This is a genomic window from Nitrosospira sp. Nsp11, assembly GCF_900142705.1.
Taxonomy (GTDB): domain Bacteria; phylum Pseudomonadota; class Gammaproteobacteria; order Burkholderiales; family Nitrosomonadaceae; genus Nitrosospira.
In genome coordinates, this window is sequence record NZ_FRBV01000004.1 from 204422 (window position 1) to 227662 (window position 23241).

Consider the following 23241-nt stretch of genomic DNA (forward strand, 5'->3'; position numbering starts at 1 on the left):
GCCAACGTCACGCCGAAATACTGAGCCCATCCGCCAACTTTATTTTTATTGAACTCAACATGAAACCCATCAATGTAGGCTTGCTAGGCGTCGGTACTGTCGGCGGCGGCACTTTTGCGGTGCTCAAACGCAATCAGGAGGAAATCACGCGTCGTGCCGGGCGCGGCATCGTCATCCGCATGATCGCCGATCGCGACCTGGAGAAAGCGCGCAATATCGCGGGTAATGACGTCGTGGTTACCGCCGATGCGAATGAGGTCGTAACGAATCCGGATATCGATATCGTCGTCGAACTGATCGGTGGCTACACCGTGGCGAAGGAATTGACACTGAAGGCTATCGAGAACGGCAAGCATGTCATTACTGCCAACAAGGCGCTGCTGGCTTCGCATGGCACCGAAATTTTCGCGGCAGCCCAGAGAAAAGGCGTGATGGTTGCGTTCGAAGCGGCCGTAGCCGGGGGCATACCCATTATCAAGGCGTTGCGTGAGGGACTGACTGCGAATCGTATCGAATGGATTGCCGGCATCATCAACGGCACGAGTAATTTCATCCTGTCCGAAATGCGCGATAAGGGGCTGACATTCGATACCGTGCTGAAGCAGGCGCAAAAACTGGGCTATGCCGAGGCTGATCCCACGTTTGACATCGAAGGTATCGACGCCGCGCACAAGCTCACCATCATGGCGGCTATCGCGTTCGGGATTCCCATGCAGTTCGACAAGGTTTACACCGAAGGCATCACCAGATTGACCCGCGAAGATATTCGCTATGCCGAGGAGCTGGGCTATCGCATCAAGCTGCTGGGCATTACACGGCGCACACCCAAAGGGATCGAGCTGCGCGTTCATCCAACGCTGATCCCTGCGAGGCGGTTGATAGCCAATGTGGAGGGTGTCATGAACGCGATCGTGGTGAAAGGCGACGCGGTAGGCGCCACCTTGTATTATGGCGCGGGTGCGGGCGCTGAGCCTACCGCCAGTTCGGTGGTGGCGGATCTGGTGGATGTGACCCGCATGCATACCGCCGATCCTAAACATCGTGTTCCTCATCTCGCTTTCCAGCCCGACCTGCTTTCGGATACACCCATCCTGACCATGGACGAGGTGGAGACTTCATACTACCTTCGCTTGCGAGTGATGGATAAACCCGGGGCACTGGCTGACATCACCCGCGTACTCGCCGATCTGGGCATTTCCATCGACGCTATGGTGCAGAAAGAACCCAGCGAGGGTGAAGATCAGGTGGATATCATCATGCTCACCCACTTGGCGATTGAAAAAAACATTAATGCCGCGATCGCGAAAATAAAAAAACTGCCTTTGACAACCGGTAAGGTGACGCGCATCCGGCTGGAAAATTTAAGCAGCAAGTAGTGGGGGACCATTCTTGGGGCCTCCAAACGTTGCGCGATCGGACAATCAACCGTCGCCGCCCAGCTGAACTGTCACCGGTAAGTTGCTAGGCGGGGTGTGCGAGCAGGATGGCTTCGCGCCGAGGCTGGGGTAGCATAAGTTGCAAGTCAAATGTTATATGTGAGAGTTGTTCCAGTTCTGTTGTGGTGAAAATAATGCGCTATATTTCTACTCGCGGCGGCATGCCGCCGAAAAAATTTTCCATGATTCTCCTGGGTGGGCTGGCGCCTGACGGTGGGTTGGTGATGCCTGAAACCTACCCGAAGTTCGATGCCGCCGAGCTGGAAAGATTGCGCGCCCTGAATTACCAGGAGCTCGCGTTCGAGATTATTTCACGTTTTGCAGATGATATTCCCGCCGCCGATCTGCACGGCATCATTACGCGGACTTATACCGCTGAAATGTTTCAGAGTGAGGAGATCACTCCCTTGGCGACACTGGAGCCGGGGCTGCACATCCTGCGATTGTCGAACGGGCCGACCCTGGCATTCAAGGATATTGCCCTGCAATTGCTGGGCAATTTGTTCGAGTATGCTCTTGCAAAAACCGGAGAGCGTCTGAATATTCTCGGCGCAACTTCCGGCGATACGGGTCCCAGCGCGGAATACGCCATGCGCGGCAAGCGCAGCATTCGCGTGTTCATGCTTTCCCCACAAGGGAAGATGAGCCGGTTCCAGACCGCGCAAATGTTTTCGCTGCAAGATCCGAATATTTTCAATATCGCCGTTCGCGGCGTATTCGACGATTGCCAGGACATCGTCAAGTCGGTCAGCAACGACTCTGTGTTCAAGCAAAGATACCGCATCGGCACCGTCAATTCGATAAACTGGGCGCGTATCGCCGCCCAGATCATCTATTATTTCAAAGGGTATTTCGAGGCTACCCGCTCGAATAGCGAGCAGGTATCGTTTGCCGTGCCATCGGGGAACTTCGGTAATATCTGTGCAGGCCATGTTGCGCGGATGATGGGCCTGCCCATCAGAAAATTGATACTTGCCACCAATGAAAACGACGTGCTGGATGAATTCTTCAGGACGGGGTGCTATCGGCCCCGCACCACGGGAGAGACACAGCAGACCAGCAGTCCCTCGATGGATATTTCCAAGGCGTCCAACTTCGAGCGTTTCATTTTTGACCTGACAGAGCGGGATGCGTCCAGGGTGAAGGAATTATGGGGATTAGTGGACAAGGGCGGCGCTTTCGATCTCGCCGCTACGCCGTTATGGGAGAAAGTGAAGAACTTCGGTCTTGTATCGGGAACCAGTAACCATGCGGCCCGCATCGCGACCATCCGCAAAACATATGAGCAATATGGCATGCTGGTGGACCCGCATACCGCGGACGGTTTAAAGGTGGGACTGGAACACCGCGAAACCGGCGTGCCCCTGATCTGCCTGGAAACCGCGCTGCCCGTAAAATTTTCCGAGAGCATCGTCGAGGCCATCGGACAGGAGCCGGCACGTCCGGCGGGTTATGAAAATATTGAAAGCATGCCGCAGCGATATGTTGTGATGAATGCTGACGCCGATGCCATCAAAGCGTTTATTGCCGAGCAGACCGGACAGCTCTAGGCAACGATTTACTTGCGTTGCTTTTTTGAGCAGTGGCAAGTCAAGCAGCGGCAAGTAGAAAGCAGGTCGTACTCTCGACGATTCAATGCATGATGTCGGGCGTAGCCCGACCTTCCTCCGGCACGAATTTTCCCGCCGAGAAGTAGGTCGGGCTCCGCCCGACATCGTTTCTTTGATCGTCGGGCAGAGCCCGACCTACCTCGTGTGCCCGCGAGGGCAAGGATCACCTTTTACCTGCGCTGCTTTTCAGCGGCGGCTAGAAAATCGTCCAGTATGGGCCCCGAGTCGAGCAACTCACTGGCGCCGCCATGAAACTCTGGATGCCATTGAAATCCGGTCACGTAGCATGCGCCCCGCATGCGTATTGCCTCGATAATGCCGTCACTGGACACTGCCTCGACCTCGGAGTCTCGCCCCAGTCGCTTGATCGCCTGGTGATGGATGCTGTTGACAAAATGTTGATAACCCTCACCGTACAGCTTTGCCAATCGGGAGTTCTCCTCGATTAGAACTGAATGGCGATGCTGATCATACAGAGCGTGGTCGACATGCGAGATAGCGTTTGGGTGTTCGGTGGCGATATCCTGATAAAGGCTTCCGCCCAATGCCACGTTGATAAGCTGTAGCCCCCGACAAATGCCCAGTACGGGTTTCCCCTGCACGACACATTCCCAAAAGAGCTCCATTTCATAAAGATCGCGCACCCGATCTCCCGACCATTCTGGCCGTACAGGCGTTTCGCCGTATGAAATGGGACTGACGTCCGCTCCCCCCTGCAGCACCAGTCCATCTATTTCCTTCACATAGTCGCTGATGCGCACGCTGGAGCGTTCGACGCCGCCTGTCTCTATGACGGGTAGCATGAACGCAAGGGCACGGCGGCGCATAATCCAATGGGCGACGCTTTGTTCGAGGTATTGAAGGGTTTTATTGCGAAAACCTAATTCCGCAGGCGGTTGATGCAGGATACGCGGTGATAATCCGATACGTAACGGGCGCGTCATTTAGAGTCTGGGTAGGGTGCATAAAGGAATATCAAGAATAATTAGATTGCTGCATTCCTGCTGTGTTCTTCGTCACATATAAATAAATATTTGCCTCCTCATTTGCCTCCTTTGCACCCTTCTTGTGATCAATTCAGCTATTTTAGCGTTCAGCAGTATTCTTTATACTTTAACAATAGCCGTATCCGGCGAATCAAGTTTAAAAAAATTTCCAATTCATAACTTGCTTTCCCATCCACAACTCCGCCTGCAGTTGCATGACATCAGCAAGATTGTGTTCCCGCGCATAGGATTGGCGCAACCAGCTTGTGCCATTGCCTGCTCGTAATATATCCCGAACATGTTCCATTGCTTCCACCGCGTGCAATTCCCGGGCATGGTCCGCAATGCGCGCCAGCATATCGGTTATGTCTTCACGAATGCTGCGTTGCTCGTGGGTGCGGGGGTCGATAAAAACACCTTCGAGTCCAAAACGGCAAGCCTGGAAGCGGTTGAAGGTATAAACCAGATAATCATCCTCTTCCGGAGGCGTGCGCTGCTCCACCATGATGTAACGGGACATCGCCTGAATATAGCAGGCAATGGCGGCGGCAATTTCAACGGTAAGAGGCGTATCGCATACCCTCACCTCGATAGTGCCGAACTCTGGCTTGGGGCGGATATCCCAGTAAAAATCCTTCATTGATTCGACCACGCCGGTGCCGGTCATCTTACCGAAAAACCGTTCGAATTCATCCCAGCGCAGTACGAATGGGGCACGACCGCTCAACGGGAAGGAAAATACTGAATTCAGGCGTGCCGAAGCGAACCCGGTATCATGCCCCTGCACGAACGGAGAACTGGCCGATAGCGCGATAAAATGCGGGATGTAGCGCGACAGCATATGCATCAGATGAAGCGCTTCGTCCGGCCCCGGGCAACCGATGTGGACATGCTGCCCGAATATGGTGAATTGTTTGGCCAGATAGCCGTACAGCTCGGACAGATGATGGAAACGCGGCGCATCGAAAATCTTCTGCTCGCTCCAGTGCTGGAACGGGTGCGTGCCGCCGCCCGCAACCGCGACGTTGAGAAAGCGCCCCGCCTCGGATACAACGTCCCGCAAGGCACGCAACTCCTCGACCAGTCCGGTATATTCCTGTTGCACCGAGGTGTTGATCTCGATCATGCTGCGGGTCATTTCCGGCTTTATTTCGCCGGGATGCGCGCGTTTTTCAACCCGGCGTAATACATCGGGAGCCGAAGAAGCCAGGTTATAGTCATTGCAGCTGAGCAGTTGCAGCTCCAGTTCCACCCCGATACTCAAGGGTCTGGAGGGCGCGAAGGGCATGAGGCTCATCTTTTTTTCTCCGGTGTTTCCCCGGCTATTCGCAGGGCCATCTGGACCAGAATGGGGCCGCCAAGCTCAAGTATCACGATACAGCTCATCAGTACCAACCCCAACCCTGAACCGAACAGGGGAAAATCCACCGCCGTATCCAATGTAAGAAGCAGCGCAACACTGGACATGGGTATCAGGGCAATCCCCAGGGCCATGGCCTGGCGCAGGCTGATGCCGCTGTAATGCGCCAATGTCAGTACAGCCAGCAGCTTGGCTGCTGCGCGTGCCGTGATAAGCAGCATGACCAGCAGAAAGCTGTCGCGCAACCCGCTGAGGTCGGCCGCGAGGCCGTTAGCGATAAACATCAACACGACCAGAACGGCGCCTGCGGAACCGAAGTGAGGCGGGAACGTCCGTGGACGCTGCCGCCGGTACCGCGTTATAAGGCCGGCAGCAAGCAGGACGAGGATCGGGCTGAGCTTGAGTGTCGAAGCCATGATTGTCGCAAACGCAATCATGCCGAACAGGACGAAAGAAAAGGTTTCCTCATGCTGCCCGAGATAATGATGGATTCGTTCGAAGGTAATGCCGAATAACCAGGCCAGTAGCGCAGACCCACCCAGGAGATAGAGCGGCGCCAATACCGTATGGATGGCGCTGGTGCCGGCCTGGCCATGCATGCCGGCGACGGCCAGTTTGTGGAAGATAACAGCATAAATACAGTTGAGCGCCGTCATCAGCAGAAGCCGGTCGGTCACCTGACCCTGAGCGCGCGATTCGGTGACTATGCGTATCACGATGGCGGGTGAGGTGGCAATTGCAATGGAAGCGACAACCACTGCGGCGATATTGGCAACACCAAACCAGGCCAGCATGGAGAAAACAACGGCGAATGTGGCGGTGGATTCAAGCAGGCTTGTGGCGGCAATCCAGGGATTGGCTTTCAGCCAGCGCAGATTTACTTTGCTGCCCAGCTCGAACAAGAGAATGCCTAACGCCAAATTGACTACCAGCCGCCATTCGGTGGCGGGCAATGGCGGGATAAAGCCCAGGCCGCCTGGACCCAGCAGTGCGCCGATGCCGATATAGCCTACGATACGCGGCAACCGCAGGTGGCGCACCAGCGTTTCACCCACAAGTACGGCGGCAACCAGCGTCAGCGCAAGCCAGAGAGCGGGGCCGACTTCAAGCGGCCAGAAAGGCAGGTATGCGGGCCAGTTCATGAAACAATGCGGAGGAACAGCCGGAATGGCGCTGTTCCGCTAATCGCAAACGTTATTGTCGGATGCATCCGGTCTCCTTAAGGACAATGCGGATGTTCGGTCTGTACTTGGGAAACTTTACGGTATCCTCAAGCTGAACCCCGGGATTACAGAAAACGAGCGAGGCTGGTTAGCGAGGGACTGAATAAACTATCTGGAAGAGATGTGGGTGAATTATAAACCATGAATGCGAAGAGGGAACGCCTGCCGTAATCGGCTGCACGAAAAATCAGTACATGCCGGATTTCGCGAAGGGCGATTTCTTTGCGCTGGATCAGGATTAAACCCTGCTGAAAAATCAGCGCAGGACTACGTATGGGACTGATGGAAAAGACCAGCTTTCTTCCACATCCTTCGTGAATTCCACACACGGCCACGTAGAAAAAGACGCAGGTGCGTCACCCTTCGGCGCGTTTGCTCAGGCAATTGCAGGCGGATAGGACCGCCAAATTTCATTCAGCTTTAAATTTCATACCCGCATATTGGGACGGCCGAGGCGAATGGAACGCCATGCAATACCGGTATTCCTTCAGTCAGGTTATGTCGAGGAACTTCACACGTCACTCTGGTTCATACCGGTAACCCGCTGATTGATAGGCTTGGAACGATTCTTGCTGCTTGCCCTTCACCAGCTGAATTGTTCAGGTTGAATTTTCCATGAGCAAGAGAAGCATCACTCCCAAAATTGTTGATTTGGTGAAAATCGCCAACCCCACAAAAACCGGCCGTTTGTATCGCAAACCTGAGAAAGCTTAATCATGACAGCTCCAAAATGTGCAGTGAGCCTTTGCATGATCGTGTTGCTGGCTGGTTGCGGCTCCCTTTCAGGTCCAGATAAAACGGCACATGCAAACCGTCCGGTGCAAGTCGATGGCGCACGCGGTGCGCTCTCTATCCACGAAAGTAAGGCAGTCCTGGCCAATCTCAAAAACGGCAGCCCTCAAACCAATATCTTTACCAGGCACCTTGCCCAGGCAGAGCAGTTCTCGGGAAGCGCGCTGGTGACGGGCAATAATGTGAAGCTGTTGGTTGACGGGCCCACCACCTACAAATCGATGTATGCGGCAATAAAGGGCGCGAAGCATCATATCAACATGGAAACCTACAGCATCGAAGACGACGAGGTTGGCCGTCGCTTCGCTGCTGCATTGATCGAAAAGCAAAAGCAGGGCGTACAAGTAAACTTCATCTACGACAGTATCGGGTCGGGCAATACACCCGAAGAATTCTTCAAGCCATTGCTGGACAGCGGCGTTAACGTGCTGAAATTCAACCCCATCAACCCATTGGCACTTCGAAAGAAATTTGAAGTGGGCCGTGATCATCGCAAGTTGCTCGTGGTTGACGGCCAAGTCGCCTTTGTAGGTGGCGTCAATATCAGCAGCGTATATTCCAGCGGATCATTCAGGTCAAAACCGCGTACCAGGGATACTCCACCTTGGCGCGATACTCATCTTCGTATCGAAGGGCCCGTCGTCACTGATTTCCAGAAATTGTTTCTGGCGACCTGGGAAAAACAGAAGGGTAAGCCCCTGGCGTCGAAATCCTTTTTTCCACGGATAGGCAGGAGGGGTAACGAAGTAGTGCGTGCCATCGGCAGCTCTCCCGATGAGTCTTACAGCCTCATCTACGTTACGCTCTTATCCGCCATAAACAGCGCCGAAACCTATGCACATGTCACCACCGCTTATTTTGTGCCTGATCCGGGGTTACTCGCTGCATTGAAGGGCGCAGCGCAGCGTGGCGTCGACGTGCGGTTGCTGTTACCGGACAAAACCGATTCGAATCTGGTTTTGTACGCCTCGCATGCCTCCTACGACGAACTGCTGAGTGCCGGCGTAAAGATTTACGAGTTGGAGGGCGCTTTATTGCACGCCAAGACCGCGCTGATCGATGGCGTCTGGTCTACCATAGGCTCGACTAATCTTGACTGGCTTAGCCTGGAGCACAACCAGGAAATTAATGCGGTTATCCTTGGTCAAGAGTTTGGTACGCAAATGAAAGCACTGTTCGACGAAGATATTAAATCTTCCCGACTTGTTACATTGGAAAAATGGCGGCAGCGGCCAATTCTTACGCGCATAAAAGAATTTGGCGCGAGTTTGCTGGCTCGGCAGTTATAGTAAACCGCCTATACACCAATAATGGCCAGGCCCCCATTGTCAAGGATGCGACCCTCGGAACTCTGAAATCAGCTAACGGTGGATTATTTTTTATTCTTCGTCATGGAGCTAAGCCCACATCTGTTTCCGTCAGGATTCCATGCTCCAGCGGTGAAAAGGCGGATGCCAGGGAACAGGAAAAATACAATGCCGTCAGAGCATCCCGATGTTGCGTGCAAAGTAATGATGAGAACGTCTTACTCTCTCTTTTTCAGGATATCTCGTGGCGAAAGATGAACTTGAAGCTATATTAAGAGTGGATACTCTGATAAGTCCCACATCATTCGAGGAATAAATCATGTCTGATCTCAAAACCGTATGGTTCAGCATGCTAACCGATAATTCCGACGACTCTGGTACTGATAGCCCCATCGTCTTGATTATCAATGTAAGAGGCGGCATGTTGGATGTTTTACACCGGACTTTCCCTGACACGCGCCAGAGCGATCAGGAGCGGGGGCAAGCGAATCTTTATGAGATAACAGAGGATGATTTTGAGCCGCAAGCTTTTGTCGGGTCCACGGTCGATCCTCAGGACCTGAACGCGTCCTCCATTCGTATCGGCATCCGGGGCAATGACTTATGGCGTCCCAAGAGTGTCTTCATCTGGGGGGAACAAAAAGATGGACTCGTCGTTCCGCTTGCTCTGGATACCGAGTTGCGGAGCGGTATCGTCATTGCGGGTCAACTGGCTAATATTGACCTCAGCACGGACGCGAGCGAAGGAAAGCTTTCCTTCGCGCCCTCGCGTGTGCAACTCGGGACCGCAACGACGGTGATCCGGCGGTTGCTCATGCTTATGACGACCGCGGATGTGGATGATGCCGGCACGGATGATGATATCGCGCTTCAGATCACGACCATCGACGGGCGCCTCGTCGTGGACCACGTCTTTCCGGACACGTCGCAGGCTGATCTGGAAAGAGCGCAAGCGAATCTTTACTACGTGCCGGTCATGATCCCATTCAGCAGGACCGAGCTGAATGCCGATTCGATCCGCTTAAGTATAAAGGGCAATGACGCGTGGTTGCCCAATCGTTTATTTCTTTTCGGTCTCAGCGAGGATGAAACGGGCCAGCCGCCTGAATTTGCCGTGCCCCTGGTGCATCTCCCCGCGTGGCCCCTGGGTACATTGAGTACCGACGAGGAGGAAGGACAAGGATCGGTTACGTTGCCCTTGCTGGATAATGTTATCTTGCTTTAAGGGGAATGAGATAGCCGATGAAGCGGGGAGCGGGTTAGCGCATTCGTCATAGCACGTTGTTACAGTAAGCTGTGCGGGTCGGCTGAAAAGCGCATCGATAAATCCACCGCCATTATATCCTTGGTGAGGCTGCCAACGGAAATCCGGTCTACGCCGCTTTCGGCTACCGCCCGGACGTTGTCGAGCGTAATCCCGCCCGATGCCTCCAGTGTCGCAGCCCGGTTGGTCAACCGCGCGTTCAGGATGACTGCCTCGCATAAAGTGTCGAGGTCAAGGTTATCCAGCAGGATCAGCTTAGCCCCCGCATTCAACGCGATGCGCAGGTCGTCCAGCGTTTCCACTTCAATTTGAACGAACACCCCTGCCGGGGCAATTCTTTTCGCGGCGCGCAGGGCAGGTTCGATTCCCCCCGCAGCGGCGATATGGTTTTCCTTGATGAGTATGCCATCGTATAAACCCAGGCGATGGTTTGCGCCGCCGCCGCATTTGACTGCGTATTTTTGCGCCAGGCGCAGCCCTGGCAGTGTCTTGCGCGTATCGACGATTATTGCCCCGGTTCCGGCCACTGCGTCTGCATAACGCCTGGTTTGCGTTGCCACGGCCGACAGCAGTTGCAAAAAATTGAGCGCGGTACGTTCCGCGGTGAGGAGAGCCCGCGCATTGCCTTTTATCTCGCAGAGCTGTTGCTCGGCACCGATCGCTGCGCCATCTTGTGCAAACCATTGCACTTCGGCTTCGGGCGACAGTTGCCGGAAACATGCGTCAAACCACTGTGCGCCACATAAAACCGCATTCTCGCGGCTGATGACGGTGGCGATCGCGGTCTTCTCGGCAGGAATGAGGCTTGCAGTAAGGTCGCCCGCGCCGATATCCTCGGCCAGCGCCTCGCGGACGTTTCCTTCAATTGTAATCGCTAGATCCATGAACTCATCGTGGCTTTCTTATGTTATGGAATCGGAGTATTTTAGCTGAATGAGAGGGTGGAGGCAGCATGTCTGATGCACTGAAGGTAATCTCCTACGGTTTTGGCTCGATACTTGGCTTGATCGTGATCGCGATCATCGTGTTCCTGTTCATTCAGGATGTGACGCAGAAAAAGCATTCCATCCTGCGTAACTACCCCGTCATTGGACACCTGCGATTTTTTCTGGAAAAACAGGGGGAATATTTTCGCCAGTATTTCTTTTCGGGCGACAGGGACGAGATGCCGTTTAATCGCGCTACGCGAAGCTGGGTATACAAGAATGCGAAGAACGAGGGCGGCATTGTCGGTTTCGGGTCCACCAACGATTTGCGCGAGCCCGGCTCGATTCTTTTTGTCAATGTCGCTTTTCCGCTGCTGGAAAGCGAGCGCCTGCCGACCCCATCGCTTCTCATCGGCGAGGGCTTTTGCGAGCATCCCTTTCATGCCAGGTCCATAACCAACATCAGCGGCATGAGCTACGGCGCGATATCGGCGCCTGCGGTGCGTGCGCTGTCGCTCGGTGCGGCGGAGGCCGGATGCTGGCTGAATACAGGGGAGGGTGGGCTCTCGCCTTACCACCTGGAGGGCGGCTGTGACGTCGTCATGCAAATAGGCACCGCCCGGTACGGTATCCGCAAGCAGGACGGCAGCTTCTCGCCCGAGCGGGCAAAGGAACTGGCCAAGGTGGTCAAGGCGTTTGAGATCAAGCTTTCCCAAGGTGCAAAACCTGGCAAGGGCGGATTGCTTCTCGGCGTGAAGGTGAGCGACGAAATCGCCACTATCCGTGGCATTCCTGCACATCATGATTCGATCAGCCCCAATCGTCACGTCGATATCAGCAATGTGGACGAGTTGCTGGACAAGATAGCCTACATCCGTGAACTCACCGGACGGCCTGTCGGCATAAAGGCCGCGATCGGCGGTTGGCGCTTTATAAATGATCTGTGCGATGCGGTGAACCGTCGCGGTGTCGAATACGCGCCCGATTTTCTCTCGATCGATGGTGGCGAAGGCGGCAGCGGTGCGGCGCCTCAGACTCTCATCGACCACATGAGCCTGCCCATAGCGGAAGCATTGCCGCGGGTGGTGGATTCGTTGCTGCAATCCGGCTTGAAAAGTCGCATACGCGTCGTCGCGGCAGGCAAGCTTGTAACGGGGGCGCGGGCAGCCTGGGCGCTGTGCGCTGGAGCGGATTTCGTCAATACCGCGCGAGGTTTCATGTTTTCACTGGGCTGCATCCAGGCCATGCGCTGCCATACCAATACCTGCCCTACCGGCATTACCACTCACAACCGGCGTTTGCAGCGTGGGCTGGTGGTAGAGGAGAAATACCTGCGAGTCGCCAATTATGCAAGAAACATGAATAGTGAAATCGACATGATCTCGTATTCATGCGGGTTGCCCCATGCCCGTCAATTGAGGCGCGAGCATGTGCGTATCGTAGAGACAGCAGGCAAAAGCGTGGCGCTCAATATTTTGTATCCCTATCCTGAGGTGAACTGATGTGAATCTGCAAGGCAACATCGGCCCTGAGGTGCTATCTTGAAATTCGCGACGCGTTCCCACATATGGAAAAATAAATCATCCATCACTTACCCGAGGATTCTTACATGCGTTTTGACAAGCTAACCACCAAATTCCAGCAGGCGCTGGCGGATGCGCAGAGCATCGCGGTAGGGCAGGATAATTCCTATGTTGAGCCACAGCATCTGCTGCTTGCACTCTTGCAACAGGAGGATGGCGGTACGATTTCGCTGCTGCAACGGTCGGGTGCAAATGTCCCTCCCCTGCGCGATGCACTAAAAAAAGCCATAGAGCGTTTACCCAAGGTGGAGGGTACCGGCGGAGAAATCAACGCCTCGCGCGAACTGGGCAACTTGCTCAACCTTGCGGACAAGGAAGCGCAAAAACGCGGTGATCAATTCATTGCGTCGGAGATGTTCCTGCTCGCCGTACTTCAGGACAAAGGCGAAACCGGCAACCTGCTGAGGCAGCACGGCGCCAACCGGCCAGCGCTGGAGCAGGCTATCAGCGAGGTTCGGGGTGGAGAAAACGTCGGAAGCGCCGAAGCCGAGGGCAGCCGTGAAGCCTTGAAAAAATATACTCTTGACCTTACCGAGCGCGCGCGCATGGGCAAGCTCGATCCGGTGATCGGACGTGACGACGAAATTCGCCGCACTATCCAGGTATTGCAGCGGCGTACCAAGAATAACCCGGTTCTGATTGGAGAGCCGGGCGTGGGCAAGACCGCCATCGCCGAGGGCCTGGCCCAGCGAATCATCAACGGCGAGGTACCTGAAACCCTGAAGGACAAGCGTGTGCTGTCCCTTGATATGGCGGCGCTGCTCGCTGGGGCCAAATACCGCGGTGAATTCGAGGAGCGCCTGAAATCTGTCTTGAAGGAGATTGCTCAGGCGGAAGGCAGCATCATCGTATTCATTGATGAGCTTCATACCATGGTTGGCGCCGGCAAGGCGGAAGGTGCGATGGATGCGGGAAACATGCTTAAACCCGCGCTTGCGCGCGGCGAATTGCATTGCGTCGGCGCGACCACGCTGGACGAATACCGTAAATACATCGAGAAGGATGCAGCGCTTGAGCGGCGTTTCCAGAAAGTCCTGGTGGAAGAGCCCACCGTCGAAGCCACTATCGCCATTTTGCGTGGATTGCAGGAAAGATACGAAGTTCATCACGGTGTCGATATCACTGACCCGGCCATTGTCGCGGCGGCTGAACTGTCTCATCGGTATATAACCGACCGCTTCCTGCCGGATAAGGCTATCGATCTGATTGATGAGGCAGCGGCACGGATTCGCATGGAAATTGACTCCAAGCCCGAGGTGATGGACAGGCTGGACCGCCGTCTCATTCAGCTCAAAATCGAGCGTGAGGCGGTAAAAAAGGAAAAAGACGAGGCTTCACAGAAGCGCCTGGGTTTGCTGGAGGACGAAATAGCGAAACTGGAACGCGAGTATGCGGATCTGGAAGAGGTCTGGAAAGCTGAAAAATCGCAGGTGCAGGGGTCTCAACACATCAAGGAGGAGATGGAGAAGGTCAAGCTGGAGATAGAAGCGGCTACGCGCAAGGGAGACTGGCAGAAAGTCTCGGAACTGCAATATGGCCGGATTCCCCAACTGGAAGCGCAACTGCAGTCGCAGCTCAACAATCAGCAGCAGAGCGAAATGGCAGGGCAAGGCGCTGCGGAGAGCAAACCGAAGCTGCTCCGCACGCAGGTAGGCGCGGAAGAAATCGCCGAGGTGGTATCCCGCGCCACGGGTATTCCCGTATCGAAGATGATGCAGGGCGAGCGCGAAAAACTCCTGCATATGGAACAAAAACTGCATGACCGTGTTGTGGGCCAGGATGAGGCGGTTCGCCTGGTGTCCGATGCTATTCGCCGCTCGCGCGCGGGGCTGTCCGATCCCAACCGTCCGTATGGCTCGTTTCTATTTCTGGGACCGACCGGCGTGGGCAAGACGGAATTATGCAAGGCCCTGGCAGGTTTTCTGTTTGATTCCGAAGATCATCTGATCCGCATCGACATGTCCGAGTTTATGGAAAAACACTCGGTCGCACGATTGATCGGGGCGCCGCCGGGCTATGTGGGTTACGAGGAAGGCGGCTATCTCACCGAAGCGGTGCGCAGAAAGCCCTACTCGGTAATCCTGCTGGATGAAGTTGAAAAAGCGCATCCTGATGTGTTCAACGTCCTGCTACAGGTGCTCGATGATGGTCGCATGACCGACGGCCAGGGGCGCACGGTGGATTTCAAGAACACCGTCATTGTCATGACCTCCAATCTGGGTTCGCAAATGATCCAGCAAATGGCTGGCGATGATTATCAGGTGATCAAGCTGGCGGTGATGGGCGAAGTGAAGACCTATTTCCGCCCCGAGTTCATCAATCGCATCGATGAGGTGGTGGTATTCCATGCGCTGGACGAAAAGCATATCCAGGCCATAGCGCGGATACAGTTGCAATACCTTGAAGAGAGGCTCGCCAAGCTCCAGATGAAACTCGAGGTGACCGATGCGGCGCTGGCGGAGCTTGCCCAGGCGGGTTTCGATCCCATTTTTGGCGCGCGTCCCTTGAAGCGTGCCATTCAGGCGCAAATCGAGAACCCGCTGGCAAAGGAAATACTCGAAGGCCGCTTTTGCGCCAAGGACACCATCGCGGTGGATTGCAGAAATGGAATGATAGTGTTTGCGAAGTCGTGATCGGGGCGGGAGAAGGCGTTTCCCCGTGTAGTCCTGAGCAATCGAGGTAATAATTTTGACCCCGGCGGTCGACACCGCGCCGACAAACGGGCGTGTCCGACTGCCGGATCAGGACAATAAAGGCCGCTCGCGGGCTAGCCCGACAGTGGCGCCTTTTTTTCGTTTGCCTCCTGGTAAAACCCAGGGATAAGTGTCAGAGAAAGAAGTGAATGATAAGCGCTCTGGCAACCGACCAGGCAACGAATAGCGCAAGAATACTCCACGCAATGAAGACGAGAAGCTGATTGTGCATCAGAAATGGTCCTCCATAAAAATGCGTTACATCGGGCAGAAGCGGTAATAATTGGATTCCTCATCCTTACTATCGTTCGGGCCTCCAACCTCCGGCAGTCTCAGGTGCTCGTCGTGAAGAATGGGAGTTTCCGCTACCAGCGAGCAAAGCAATATGTCCTCGTCTTGATGTCTTTCGCGGTTCCTGTCAGCGCGGGCCACTGCTGTGTGTTCTGTTTCTTTGGTCCCGTGAAGTGCCCGCCTATCCCAGCAGCGGTTTCTGCGCGGATTTATAGTTTGACGCGATTAAGCCGCAACGCATTGGTAACGACGGATACCGAGCTCATTGCCATCGCAGCTCCAGCGAACATCGGCGAGAGCAGCAGCCCGAAAGCCGGATAAAGCACCCCGGCAGCAAGCGGTATACCCAGCGCGTTGTAGCCGAATGCGAAGACGAGGTTCTGCCGGATATTGCGCATAGTGGCATGCGAAAGCACGATGGCGCGCGCGATGCCGCGCAAATCACCCTTGACGAGGGTCACGCCGGCACTTTCCATCGCCACGTCCGTACCCGTACCCATGGCGATGCCCACATCGGCTTGTGCCAGCGCGGGCGCGTCATTGATGCCATCGCCAGCCATTGCGACCTTACGCCCCTCGGCCTGCAACCGCTTTACGTGATCAGCCTTGTGCTCGGGAAGCACTTCCGCCAAGGCTTCATCAATACCAAGCTGTCGTGCAACTGCGTCCGCGGTCTGTTGTGAATCGCCGGTAAGCATGACAATACGGATTCCCTCTCTGCGCAAAGTGGCAAGCGCTTCAGGCGTCCCTTCCTTAATCGGGTCGGCAACTGCCGCAATGCCGGCCAATGCTCCATCCACTGCGAAAAACACGACAGTTTTTGCTTCCGTGCGCCATCGTTCCCCCGTTTGTTCCCAGTGCCGCGTATCGATATCATGCTGGGCGAGAAAATTACGGCTTCCCACAAGAACGCGCTTGCCTCCAATATTAGCTTGCACGCCCAGCCCATTAAACGCCTCGAAATCCTCAATGGCGGGCAGCGTCAGGTCTCGCGCTTTGGCGCTCTCGACAATAGCGTGACCAATAGGATGCTCCGAAGGTTGCTCTACACCTGCGACAAGTGCGAGCGCCTCGTCATCGGCAATGCCTTTCGTAAAAAAATCAGTCAGCGTCGGGCGGCCAAGGGTCAAGGTGCCCGTCTTGTCCACCACTACGGTGTCGATTTCACGCATACGCTCTATCGCTTCGGCGTTTCGAAAGAGGATGCCGGCGCCTGCTCCCTGCCCCATCGCTACCGTCATCGAGATAGGCGTAGCAAGACCCACAGCGCAAGGGCATGCGATGATGAGGACGGCAATAGCGTTTAGGAAAGCGTAGGTAAATCGGGGTTCAGGGCCGAGAAACCACCAGGCAAGCGCGGTGAGGGCAGCGATGGCGATGACGATCTGGACGAAGTAGGCCGCAATAACGTCCGCGAGCAGCTGAATTGGCGCGCGTGTACGCTGGGCATCCGCGACCATGTGGACGATACGGGCCAGCAGAGTATCTGCGCCCACCCGTTCAGCGCGCATGATAAGCGAGCCGTTGCTATTGATGGTAGCGCCAGTGACCTTGTCGCCTGGCGCTTTTGGGGCCGGCATGGGCTCGCCGGTAATCATCGATTCATCGACTCGGCTTTTCCCTTCAAGCACAGCGCCATCAACCGGAATTTTTTCTCCCGGTTTCACGCGCAGCCGGTCGCCGGCCACGACTGTCTCAAGCGACACCTGCTCTTCCGTTCCATCATCGCGCAAGCGCCACGCCTGGTTGGGCGCGAGCTTCAAGAGCTGCTGAATCGCCCGGCTGGTCTGGCCCATTGCTCGCGTCTGGAGGTATTCGCCGAGTATCACCAGCGTCATGATGACCGCGGCGGCCTCGAAATAGGTTCCTACTGAGCCATCATGTGCCCGAAACTCTTGAGGGAACAAGCCCGGCATGAATACTGCTGCCAGACTGAACAGGTAAGCAAATACGACTCCCATCCCGATCAGCGTATACATGTTTAGCGCGCGATGCACGAGAGAGAACCAGAATCTGCGCAAAATCGGCCAGCCCACCCACCAGACAACGGGCGTCCCTAACAGGAATTCGGCCCATCCGCGGGAACGCGGCCCCAGGCCAAATGGTTCATGAATGCCCATCATGGGCGCCATTGCGACCAAAACCAGAGGAATCGACAGCGCAAGCCCCACTTTCAACCGCCACGCGAGATCGCGCAACTCCGAGTCATGGGCTTCTTCGCCTCCGCTCAAGCCAGTGCCGGCAATGGATACGAGCGACATGCCGCAAATAGGGCAATCGCCGGGTGCATCCCGCAGGATTTCCGGGTGCATCGGGCACGTCCACTGGAGGGCAGCCCCTGCTGCCAGGGCAGAAGCCGAAGAGGGGTCGGAGCCTGCAAGGCGGTGGGTGTGATCGTGGTGCTGTTCGTGCTGCTGCGATGAGCCCGAACTGTTCACGTATTTGTTCATGGTTGCAGGCTCTCTATAAATTCCTCTCAAACCAAGTGTTCGGAATACGAAAGAAAGGCAAGTTTTATTTCAATGACTATGATTCATGTTAGGCCAGTTTCTGATATTCGCAGAAATTCATAGCAGTTTTTGATGGACGATAAAGGCCTGCTGGTAACTGATGTCAAGACCGAAGCTATAGTCGCCTGCAGCACCACAGGTGGTACAGCCGCACTAAAAATGATATTTCCGGTCCTTCATATTTCACTGCTGCCGTGATGGAGCAGACGATTCCCTGATTTGTTTCTTTTATTCTTTTTAGAGCAAATTCGGGCAAACAGCGAATTGACATCAGCTCAGGGTGGTCTATGATAAATTCAGCGGACTGATCCTTCTGCTTATTTGCGTTGGATCCTCGAAGTAACCAGATATGCAGGCAGCGCCAGCCCTTGTGGCAGCGCTCTGTTGGGGCTGGCCTTAAGAAACGCGTTTCACTTTTATCGCTTTTGTGAAACAGGCCATAAAACAGCAATGACATAACGGTCAAGGTTTTCGGCAAAACTTTCGCTTTGAATCAAGACCAGGCTCATCCAATTTTTTAGCTGGCTTCAGAGAAAAGGAAGGGGTATGAAAAAGCGAATAGCCCTGATAAGCGAACACGCTTCGCCCCTGGTGGCTGTGGGCGGTGCGGACACGGGCGGTCAGAATATTGCAGTGGCTGAGTTAGCCCAGCATTTAGCAGCTTTAGGTTACGAAATTGACGTCTTTACCCGCTGGGACGACCGGCGCGTACCAAAGATCATCAACTGGCGGAGCGGCATACGCGTCATCCATGTGCAAGCCGGTCCGGTAGCATTTATTCCCAAAGAGAAACTGCTCCCGCATATGCCGGCTTTTACAGAGGATATGCTTCGCTTTGTTGAAGCAGAAAATAACCCCTACAAGCTTATCCACGCTCACTTCTTCATGTCTGCGCTGGTTGCGGCGGACATCAAGCGAAAACTCCGGATTCCTTTCATCGTTACCTTTCACGCCCTGGCGAAAGTGCGCAGAATCCACCAGGGTAAAAACGACTGGTTCCCCGAGGAAGGCTTTGCCATCGAAGAACGGATAATAGCAGAGGCCGACCAGATCGTGGCGTTATGCCCACAGGAGCACGACGACCTGGTCGATCTCTATCAGGCTGATCCAGAGAAAATTACGGTTATTCCAAACGGATTCCGCCCGGATGAGATCTATCCGCTGGATAAGTTGTTTGCCCGGATGGCATTGAAACTCGATCCCAAGGAAAAGATTATCCTGCAAGTAGGCCGTATGGTTCCGCGAAAAGGAGTTGATAACGTCATAAAAGCGCTTGGTTATATGCGCCGGGAGCACAATTTCAAGGCGCGCCTGTTGATCGTGGGTGGCGAATCGGATGAGCCAGACCCAAAAATGACACCAGAAATCGGCCGCCTGCAAAAGATCGCGGAAGCCGAGGGCGGGAGCGACCTGGTAACCTTTGCCGGACGCCGTCCCCGTGCCATGTTGCACTACTACTACAGTGCAGCCGACGTATTTACAACCACGCCCTGGTATGAGCCGTTCGGGATCACTCCGCTTGAATCCATGGCCTGCGGAACGCCTGTCATCGGCTCGAATGTCGGCGGGATCAAATCTACCGTGATGGATGGCAAGACGGGTTTTCTCGTGCGCCCCAACGATCCTGTCCTGCTTGGCCAGCGCATCCTGGAGTTGCTGCGCAGTAATAAGCTCATGATGTACTTCAAGGAAAATGCGATTCGTCATGTCAACGAAAACTACACATGGATGAAGGCAACACATCTCACCGCCAATATGTACGAACGGATCGCGACGCAGAGTCCCTTGCGGGAAGATGACGAGGATGATCCGCTTTCGTACATCGATGATTCCTTCGATTCATTGATCGAAACCCTTAAGAAGTCGAAGCGGAAAATAAGTCTCGCTACCCTTGACTCAGCCCAGGCTGTCTATCGCTCGCTGGCCCGGGGGGGCAAGGTGCTGGTTTGCGGCAATGGCGGCAGTGCTGCGGAAGCGCAGCATTTCGCGGCAGAGCTAGTTGGCCAATTCGAGGCCACCGGACGCCGCGGCTTGCCGGTAATAGCGTTGACAGCGGATACGACATTTGTAACTGCCTGGGCAAATGACTTCAGTTTTGATGAAGTGTTCGCCAGGCAGGTTGAGGCACACGGACGGCCTGGCGACGTTTTGCTCGTCATCAGCTCGAGCGGCCGGTCGCCCAATCTGATCAATGCGATCCGCGCAGCGCGTAAACAACAGATGTTCTCTATCGGGCTGCTCGGCAAGGGAGGCGGCCCCGCCGGGGAACTAACCGATGTCAACATCGTTATTCCATCAAACGAGACATCCCGTATTCAGGAGGTGCAGCTTCATGTTCTCCATATGCTGGGCCACCTGATCGAGCAGCAGATCGGGGCTGACGACAACAAAACCGTTCAGATGCCGGAAGAATGGCCAATGGGTCAGCTCCACGTGGTCGGCCGATTAAAAAAACACCATTAACAAGAGGAAGGCTTGGCATGGATCAACAGAATATGGCTGGTAAAGTAATTATTGTTACGGGCGCGGGTCAAGGATTGGGTGAGGCTATTGCACGCACGCTCGCTACAGCAGGGGCGGTTGTTTGCGGTTGCGATATCCAGGAAGACCGGGTAAGGAACGTAGCAACGGCAATCAGCGACGCAGGCGGCGCGGCTTACTCATATCTGCTGGATGTTCGTAATGAGGATGAAATCAGGAAGACTGTCGATAGGGTTATCACTGAGCATGGGCGTATCGATGTTTTGATCAACAATGCCGGTACCGATACGACGCTCTCGATCGAAGATTTGAGCATCGCCGATTGGGACAGGGTGCTGGACGTAAATTTACGTGGCCCCTTCCTGTTGTCAAAAGCCGTCTATCCGCTCCTGAAGCGGCAGGGCAAGGGCCACATCGTTAACATTACCTCGACGGCTGCCAAGCGGGTCTGGACCGAGGCGACCGCCTACCATGCCAGTAAATGGGGACTACTCGGCTTCAGCCACGCCTTGCACGCCGAAGGCAGGCGGGACAACATAAAAGTTACTGCCGTGGTTGTCGGCGGGATGCGCACGCCCTTTATTATGGATCGATTCCCCGATACCGATCCAAATGTTCTCCAGGATCCCAGGAATGTAGCCGAAACAGTACGATTTGTCCTCACGCAGCCAGACGAGACGGTGATTCCGGAGGTAATGGTGCTGCCCATGAGGGAGACATCGTGGCCGTAGCGCGGATGACGCAGGAAACAGCTGTCTTTATCGACAAGGACGGGACCCTTGTTCAGGATGTGCCATACAACGTCGACCCCGCAAATGTGCGCCTGACGGCAGGCGCGGGTAAGGCGCTACGCCATATGAAAAACGCGGGTTATCAGTTGATCGTCATTTCCAATCAATCCGGGGTCGCCAAAGGTTTATTTGAAGAAAGAGAACTTTTGCCTGTTAATGAACGGATACGAACATTGCTTGAACCGTACGGCGTGGAAGTCGATGCGTTTTATTACTGTCCGCATGGGCCGGGCGATAGTTGCGCATGCCGTAAACCGAAGCCGGGAATGATTTTAAGGGCAGCAGCGGATCATGTGATCGACCTGAAACGCTCGTGGATGATAGGCGATATCCTGCATGATGTGGAAGCCGGCAATCGTGCGGGTTGTTATACGATCCACCTTGATAACGGTGGCGAGACGGAATGGGTAAGGGGCGACTATCGGCAGCCTCTGTACGCAGTCAAGGATCTGGCCGCGGCGGCGGATATTATTTGCCGCTATGCCAAGGCCAGCGCACTGTTGCCAGCGGTTGCCCCCTGCTGAATCGATGCTGTTGCGTGACGTCGATCCCAGTTTGTTTTTGTGACCCGGCATGCGACACGCGGGAAGGAGGGGTATGAACAGCGATTATCTTGCCATCATCGATCGTTTCACGAGTCTCAACATACTGGTGATTGGCGACGCAATGCTTGATGTCTACCTGGACGGGTCGGCAAATCGCATTTGCAGGGAGGCTCCGGTACCGATTGTCGATATCAAGGATATCAAGGCAGTGCCGGGAGGAGCAGCCAACACGGCGGTGAATCTGGCTCAATTAGGCGCCCAGGTCGACTATATATCCGTCGTGGGTTGCGATCATGAAGCCGGGATGTTGAAAGACGCTCTTATCAGCCATGGCCTCGACATCTCGTCCATCCTGTGCGATCACGCGCGTCGGACAATAACAAAACAACGGGTAACCGCCGGCAGCCAACTACTGGTGCGTTTCGACACCGGCACGACCGAAGCCATCTGCGAGAGTCATGAAGCACGAATAATCGGCATCCTGAAAGAAAAATTTCATGAGGTGGATGCTGTCGTGATCTCGGACTATGGCTATGGCATTATGACGGATAACGTCATTGGCATTCTCGGTGTTTTGCAGCATGAAAAAGAGAATGTCGTGGTAATCGACGCGAAGTCACTCGATAAATATAGACGCGTCGGCGCCACCGCGGCAAAGCCGAACTACCAGGAACTTGTGACGTTGCTTGCCATCACGGAGCCCGCCACAGGTGGCCACCGATCCGAGCAGATCAAATCCTATGGGCAGAGGCTGCTGGAAAAAACCGGAACAAGATATGTTGCGGCCACCATGGATATTGAAGGGGCGCTGTTGTTCCAGCACGGCAGGGAACCCTACCGTACTTTCTCGAAGCCAGTCGAGAACAGCAAGGCTGCCGGAGCCGGCGATACCTATACCAGTGCGCTCACGCTTGCGTTAGCCAGCGGTGCGTCCATTGAAACCGCCGGCGAGATAGCCAAGTGTGCTGCGGCGGTGATACTTCAAAAATCAGGCACTGCTACCTGTACGCAAAACGAGCTGAACCAGTATTTTGGGAGCGGCAGCAAGTATGTGCAGGACTGGCAGGAATTAAAAAGCCAGATTGACACGTTCAGAAGGGAAGGCAAGCGTATTGTGTTTACGAACGGTTGCTTCGACCTGCTCCATAGTGGGCATGTTGCCTATCTTGAGCAGGCGGCCGACCTGGGTGATGTCCTGGTTCTGGCGCTTAATGCCGATGCCAGCATCAAACGCCTTAAAGGGGAAAACCGACCCATCAATAACCTGCACGAACGCATACGCGTACTGTCCGGGCTTGAGTCGGTGGCGCTCGTGACCTCGTTCGACGAAGACACGCCAATACGTCTTTGACCCTACCCCACAAAACCGTACCATTTAAAAGTAGAATTTCTGGCATGATTTTGACCTTAAATGGAAAGGAGCATGACGTGAAGAGAAGCAAA

Annotated in this window: 17 protein-coding genes; 11 read left to right on the forward strand and 6 right to left on the reverse strand. The window is 54.8% G+C overall.

All coding sequences use genetic code 11. The features are described from left to right. Positions 1-59: 59 nt before the first annotated feature. Positions 60-1376 (forward strand): homoserine dehydrogenase, encoded by a 1317-nt coding sequence (locus BUA28_RS07480; RefSeq protein WP_072767488.1) that lies wholly within the window; start codon positions 60-62, stop codon positions 1374-1376. Between the two features lie 194 nt (positions 1377-1570). Further along, positions 1571-2986 carry a threonine synthase gene (gene thrC / locus BUA28_RS07485; RefSeq protein ID WP_072767489.1) on the forward strand — a complete coding sequence of 472 codons (1416 nt, stop codon included), beginning with the start codon at positions 1571-1573 and terminating at the stop codon, positions 2984-2986. An 82-nt stretch (positions 2987-3068) separates the two neighbouring features. Here thrC and BUA28_RS15845 read toward each other — a convergent pair whose 3' ends face one another. From BUA28_RS15845 to BUA28_RS07500, 4 genes are all read right to left on the reverse strand, one after another. After that, positions 3069-3206, reverse strand: a complete 138-nt coding sequence (locus BUA28_RS15845; protein ID WP_178297939.1) for a hypothetical protein — start codon at positions 3204-3206, stop codon at positions 3069-3071. A gap of 10 nt (positions 3207-3216) precedes the next feature. Beyond that, entirely contained in the window at positions 3217-3990 is a 774-nt protein-coding gene (locus BUA28_RS07490; protein ID WP_072767490.1) for a gamma-glutamyl-gamma-aminobutyrate hydrolase family protein, read from the reverse strand. A 199-nt stretch (positions 3991-4189) separates the two neighbouring features. Continuing rightward, positions 4190-5329: a YbdK family carboxylate-amine ligase gene (locus BUA28_RS07495; protein ID WP_072767491.1), complete on the reverse strand. Its 1140-nt coding sequence runs from the start codon at positions 5327-5329 to the stop codon at positions 4190-4192. Then, on the reverse strand, positions 5326-6534 hold the full coding sequence (locus tag BUA28_RS07500) for a cation:proton antiporter (protein WP_072767492.1): 1209 nt from the start codon (positions 6532-6534) through the stop codon (positions 5326-5328). The genes BUA28_RS07495 and BUA28_RS07500 overlap by 4 nt, the downstream gene beginning before the upstream one ends. Before the next feature lie 797 nt (positions 6535-7331). On the opposite strand from BUA28_RS07500, the gene cls reads away from it, so the two are divergent. Together cls and BUA28_RS07515 are read left to right on the forward strand one after the other, a co-directional pair. Then, positions 7332-8696, forward strand: coding sequence for a cardiolipin synthase (gene cls, locus BUA28_RS07510; RefSeq protein ID WP_072767494.1), 1365 nt, complete (start codon positions 7332-7334; stop codon positions 8694-8696). A 337-nt stretch (positions 8697-9033) separates the two neighbouring features. Next, complete coding sequence (locus BUA28_RS07515; RefSeq protein ID WP_072767495.1) at positions 9034-9939, forward strand: hypothetical protein; 906 nt, start codon at positions 9034-9036, stop codon at positions 9937-9939. Between the two features lie 59 nt (positions 9940-9998). Here BUA28_RS07515 and nadC read toward each other — a convergent pair whose 3' ends face one another. Further along, positions 9999-10862 (reverse strand): carboxylating nicotinate-nucleotide diphosphorylase, encoded by an 864-nt coding sequence (gene nadC, locus BUA28_RS07520; protein WP_072767496.1) that lies wholly within the window; start codon positions 10860-10862, stop codon positions 9999-10001. A 68-nt stretch (positions 10863-10930) separates the two neighbouring features. Between nadC and BUA28_RS07525 the strand changes: the two genes are divergently transcribed. Both BUA28_RS07525 and clpB read left to right on the forward strand, forming a co-directional pair. Continuing rightward, on the forward strand, positions 10931-12406 hold the full coding sequence (locus BUA28_RS07525) for an FMN-binding glutamate synthase family protein (protein ID WP_072767497.1): 1476 nt from the start codon (positions 10931-10933) through the stop codon (positions 12404-12406). Positions 12407-12513: 107 nt separating this feature from the next. Further along, on the forward strand, positions 12514-15120 hold the full coding sequence (gene clpB / locus BUA28_RS07530; RefSeq protein WP_072767498.1) for an ATP-dependent chaperone ClpB: 2607 nt from the start codon (positions 12514-12516) through the stop codon (positions 15118-15120). 560 nt (positions 15121-15680) lie between these two features. On the opposite strand, the gene BUA28_RS07535 is transcribed toward clpB, so the two are convergent. Next, a complete protein-coding gene (locus tag BUA28_RS07535) occupies positions 15681-17921 on the reverse strand; it encodes a copper-transporting P-type ATPase (protein ID WP_083569919.1) in 2241 nt (746 codons plus the stop codon). A gap of 132 nt (positions 17922-18053) precedes the next feature. On the opposite strand from BUA28_RS07535, the gene BUA28_RS16245 reads away from it, so the two are divergent. The 5 genes from BUA28_RS16245 (at position 18054) to BUA28_RS07555 (ending at position 23149) form a co-directional block, all read left to right on the forward strand. Further along, a complete protein-coding gene (locus BUA28_RS16245) occupies positions 18054-18179 on the forward strand; it encodes a hypothetical protein (RefSeq protein WP_256598261.1) in 126 nt (41 codons plus the stop codon). Between the two features lie 348 nt (positions 18180-18527). Then, on the forward strand, positions 18528-20444 hold the full coding sequence (locus BUA28_RS07540; RefSeq protein ID WP_072767500.1) for a glycosyltransferase: 1917 nt from the start codon (positions 18528-18530) through the stop codon (positions 20442-20444). 17 nt (positions 20445-20461) lie between these two features. Next, the gene (locus tag BUA28_RS07545) at positions 20462-21193 is read left to right on the forward strand and encodes an SDR family oxidoreductase (RefSeq protein ID WP_072767501.1); all 732 of its coding nucleotides are present in this window, start codon (positions 20462-20464) and stop codon (positions 21191-21193) included. After that, entirely contained in the window at positions 21184-21777 is a 594-nt protein-coding gene (locus BUA28_RS07550) for a D-glycero-alpha-D-manno-heptose-1,7-bisphosphate 7-phosphatase (protein WP_256598262.1), read from the forward strand. Before BUA28_RS07545 ends, BUA28_RS07550 begins: the two co-directional genes overlap by 10 nt. Before the next feature lie 73 nt (positions 21778-21850). Continuing rightward, a complete protein-coding gene (locus BUA28_RS07555) occupies positions 21851-23149 on the forward strand; it encodes a PfkB family carbohydrate kinase (RefSeq protein ID WP_083569920.1) in 1299 nt (432 codons plus the stop codon). Positions 23150-23241: the final 92 nt, after the last annotated feature.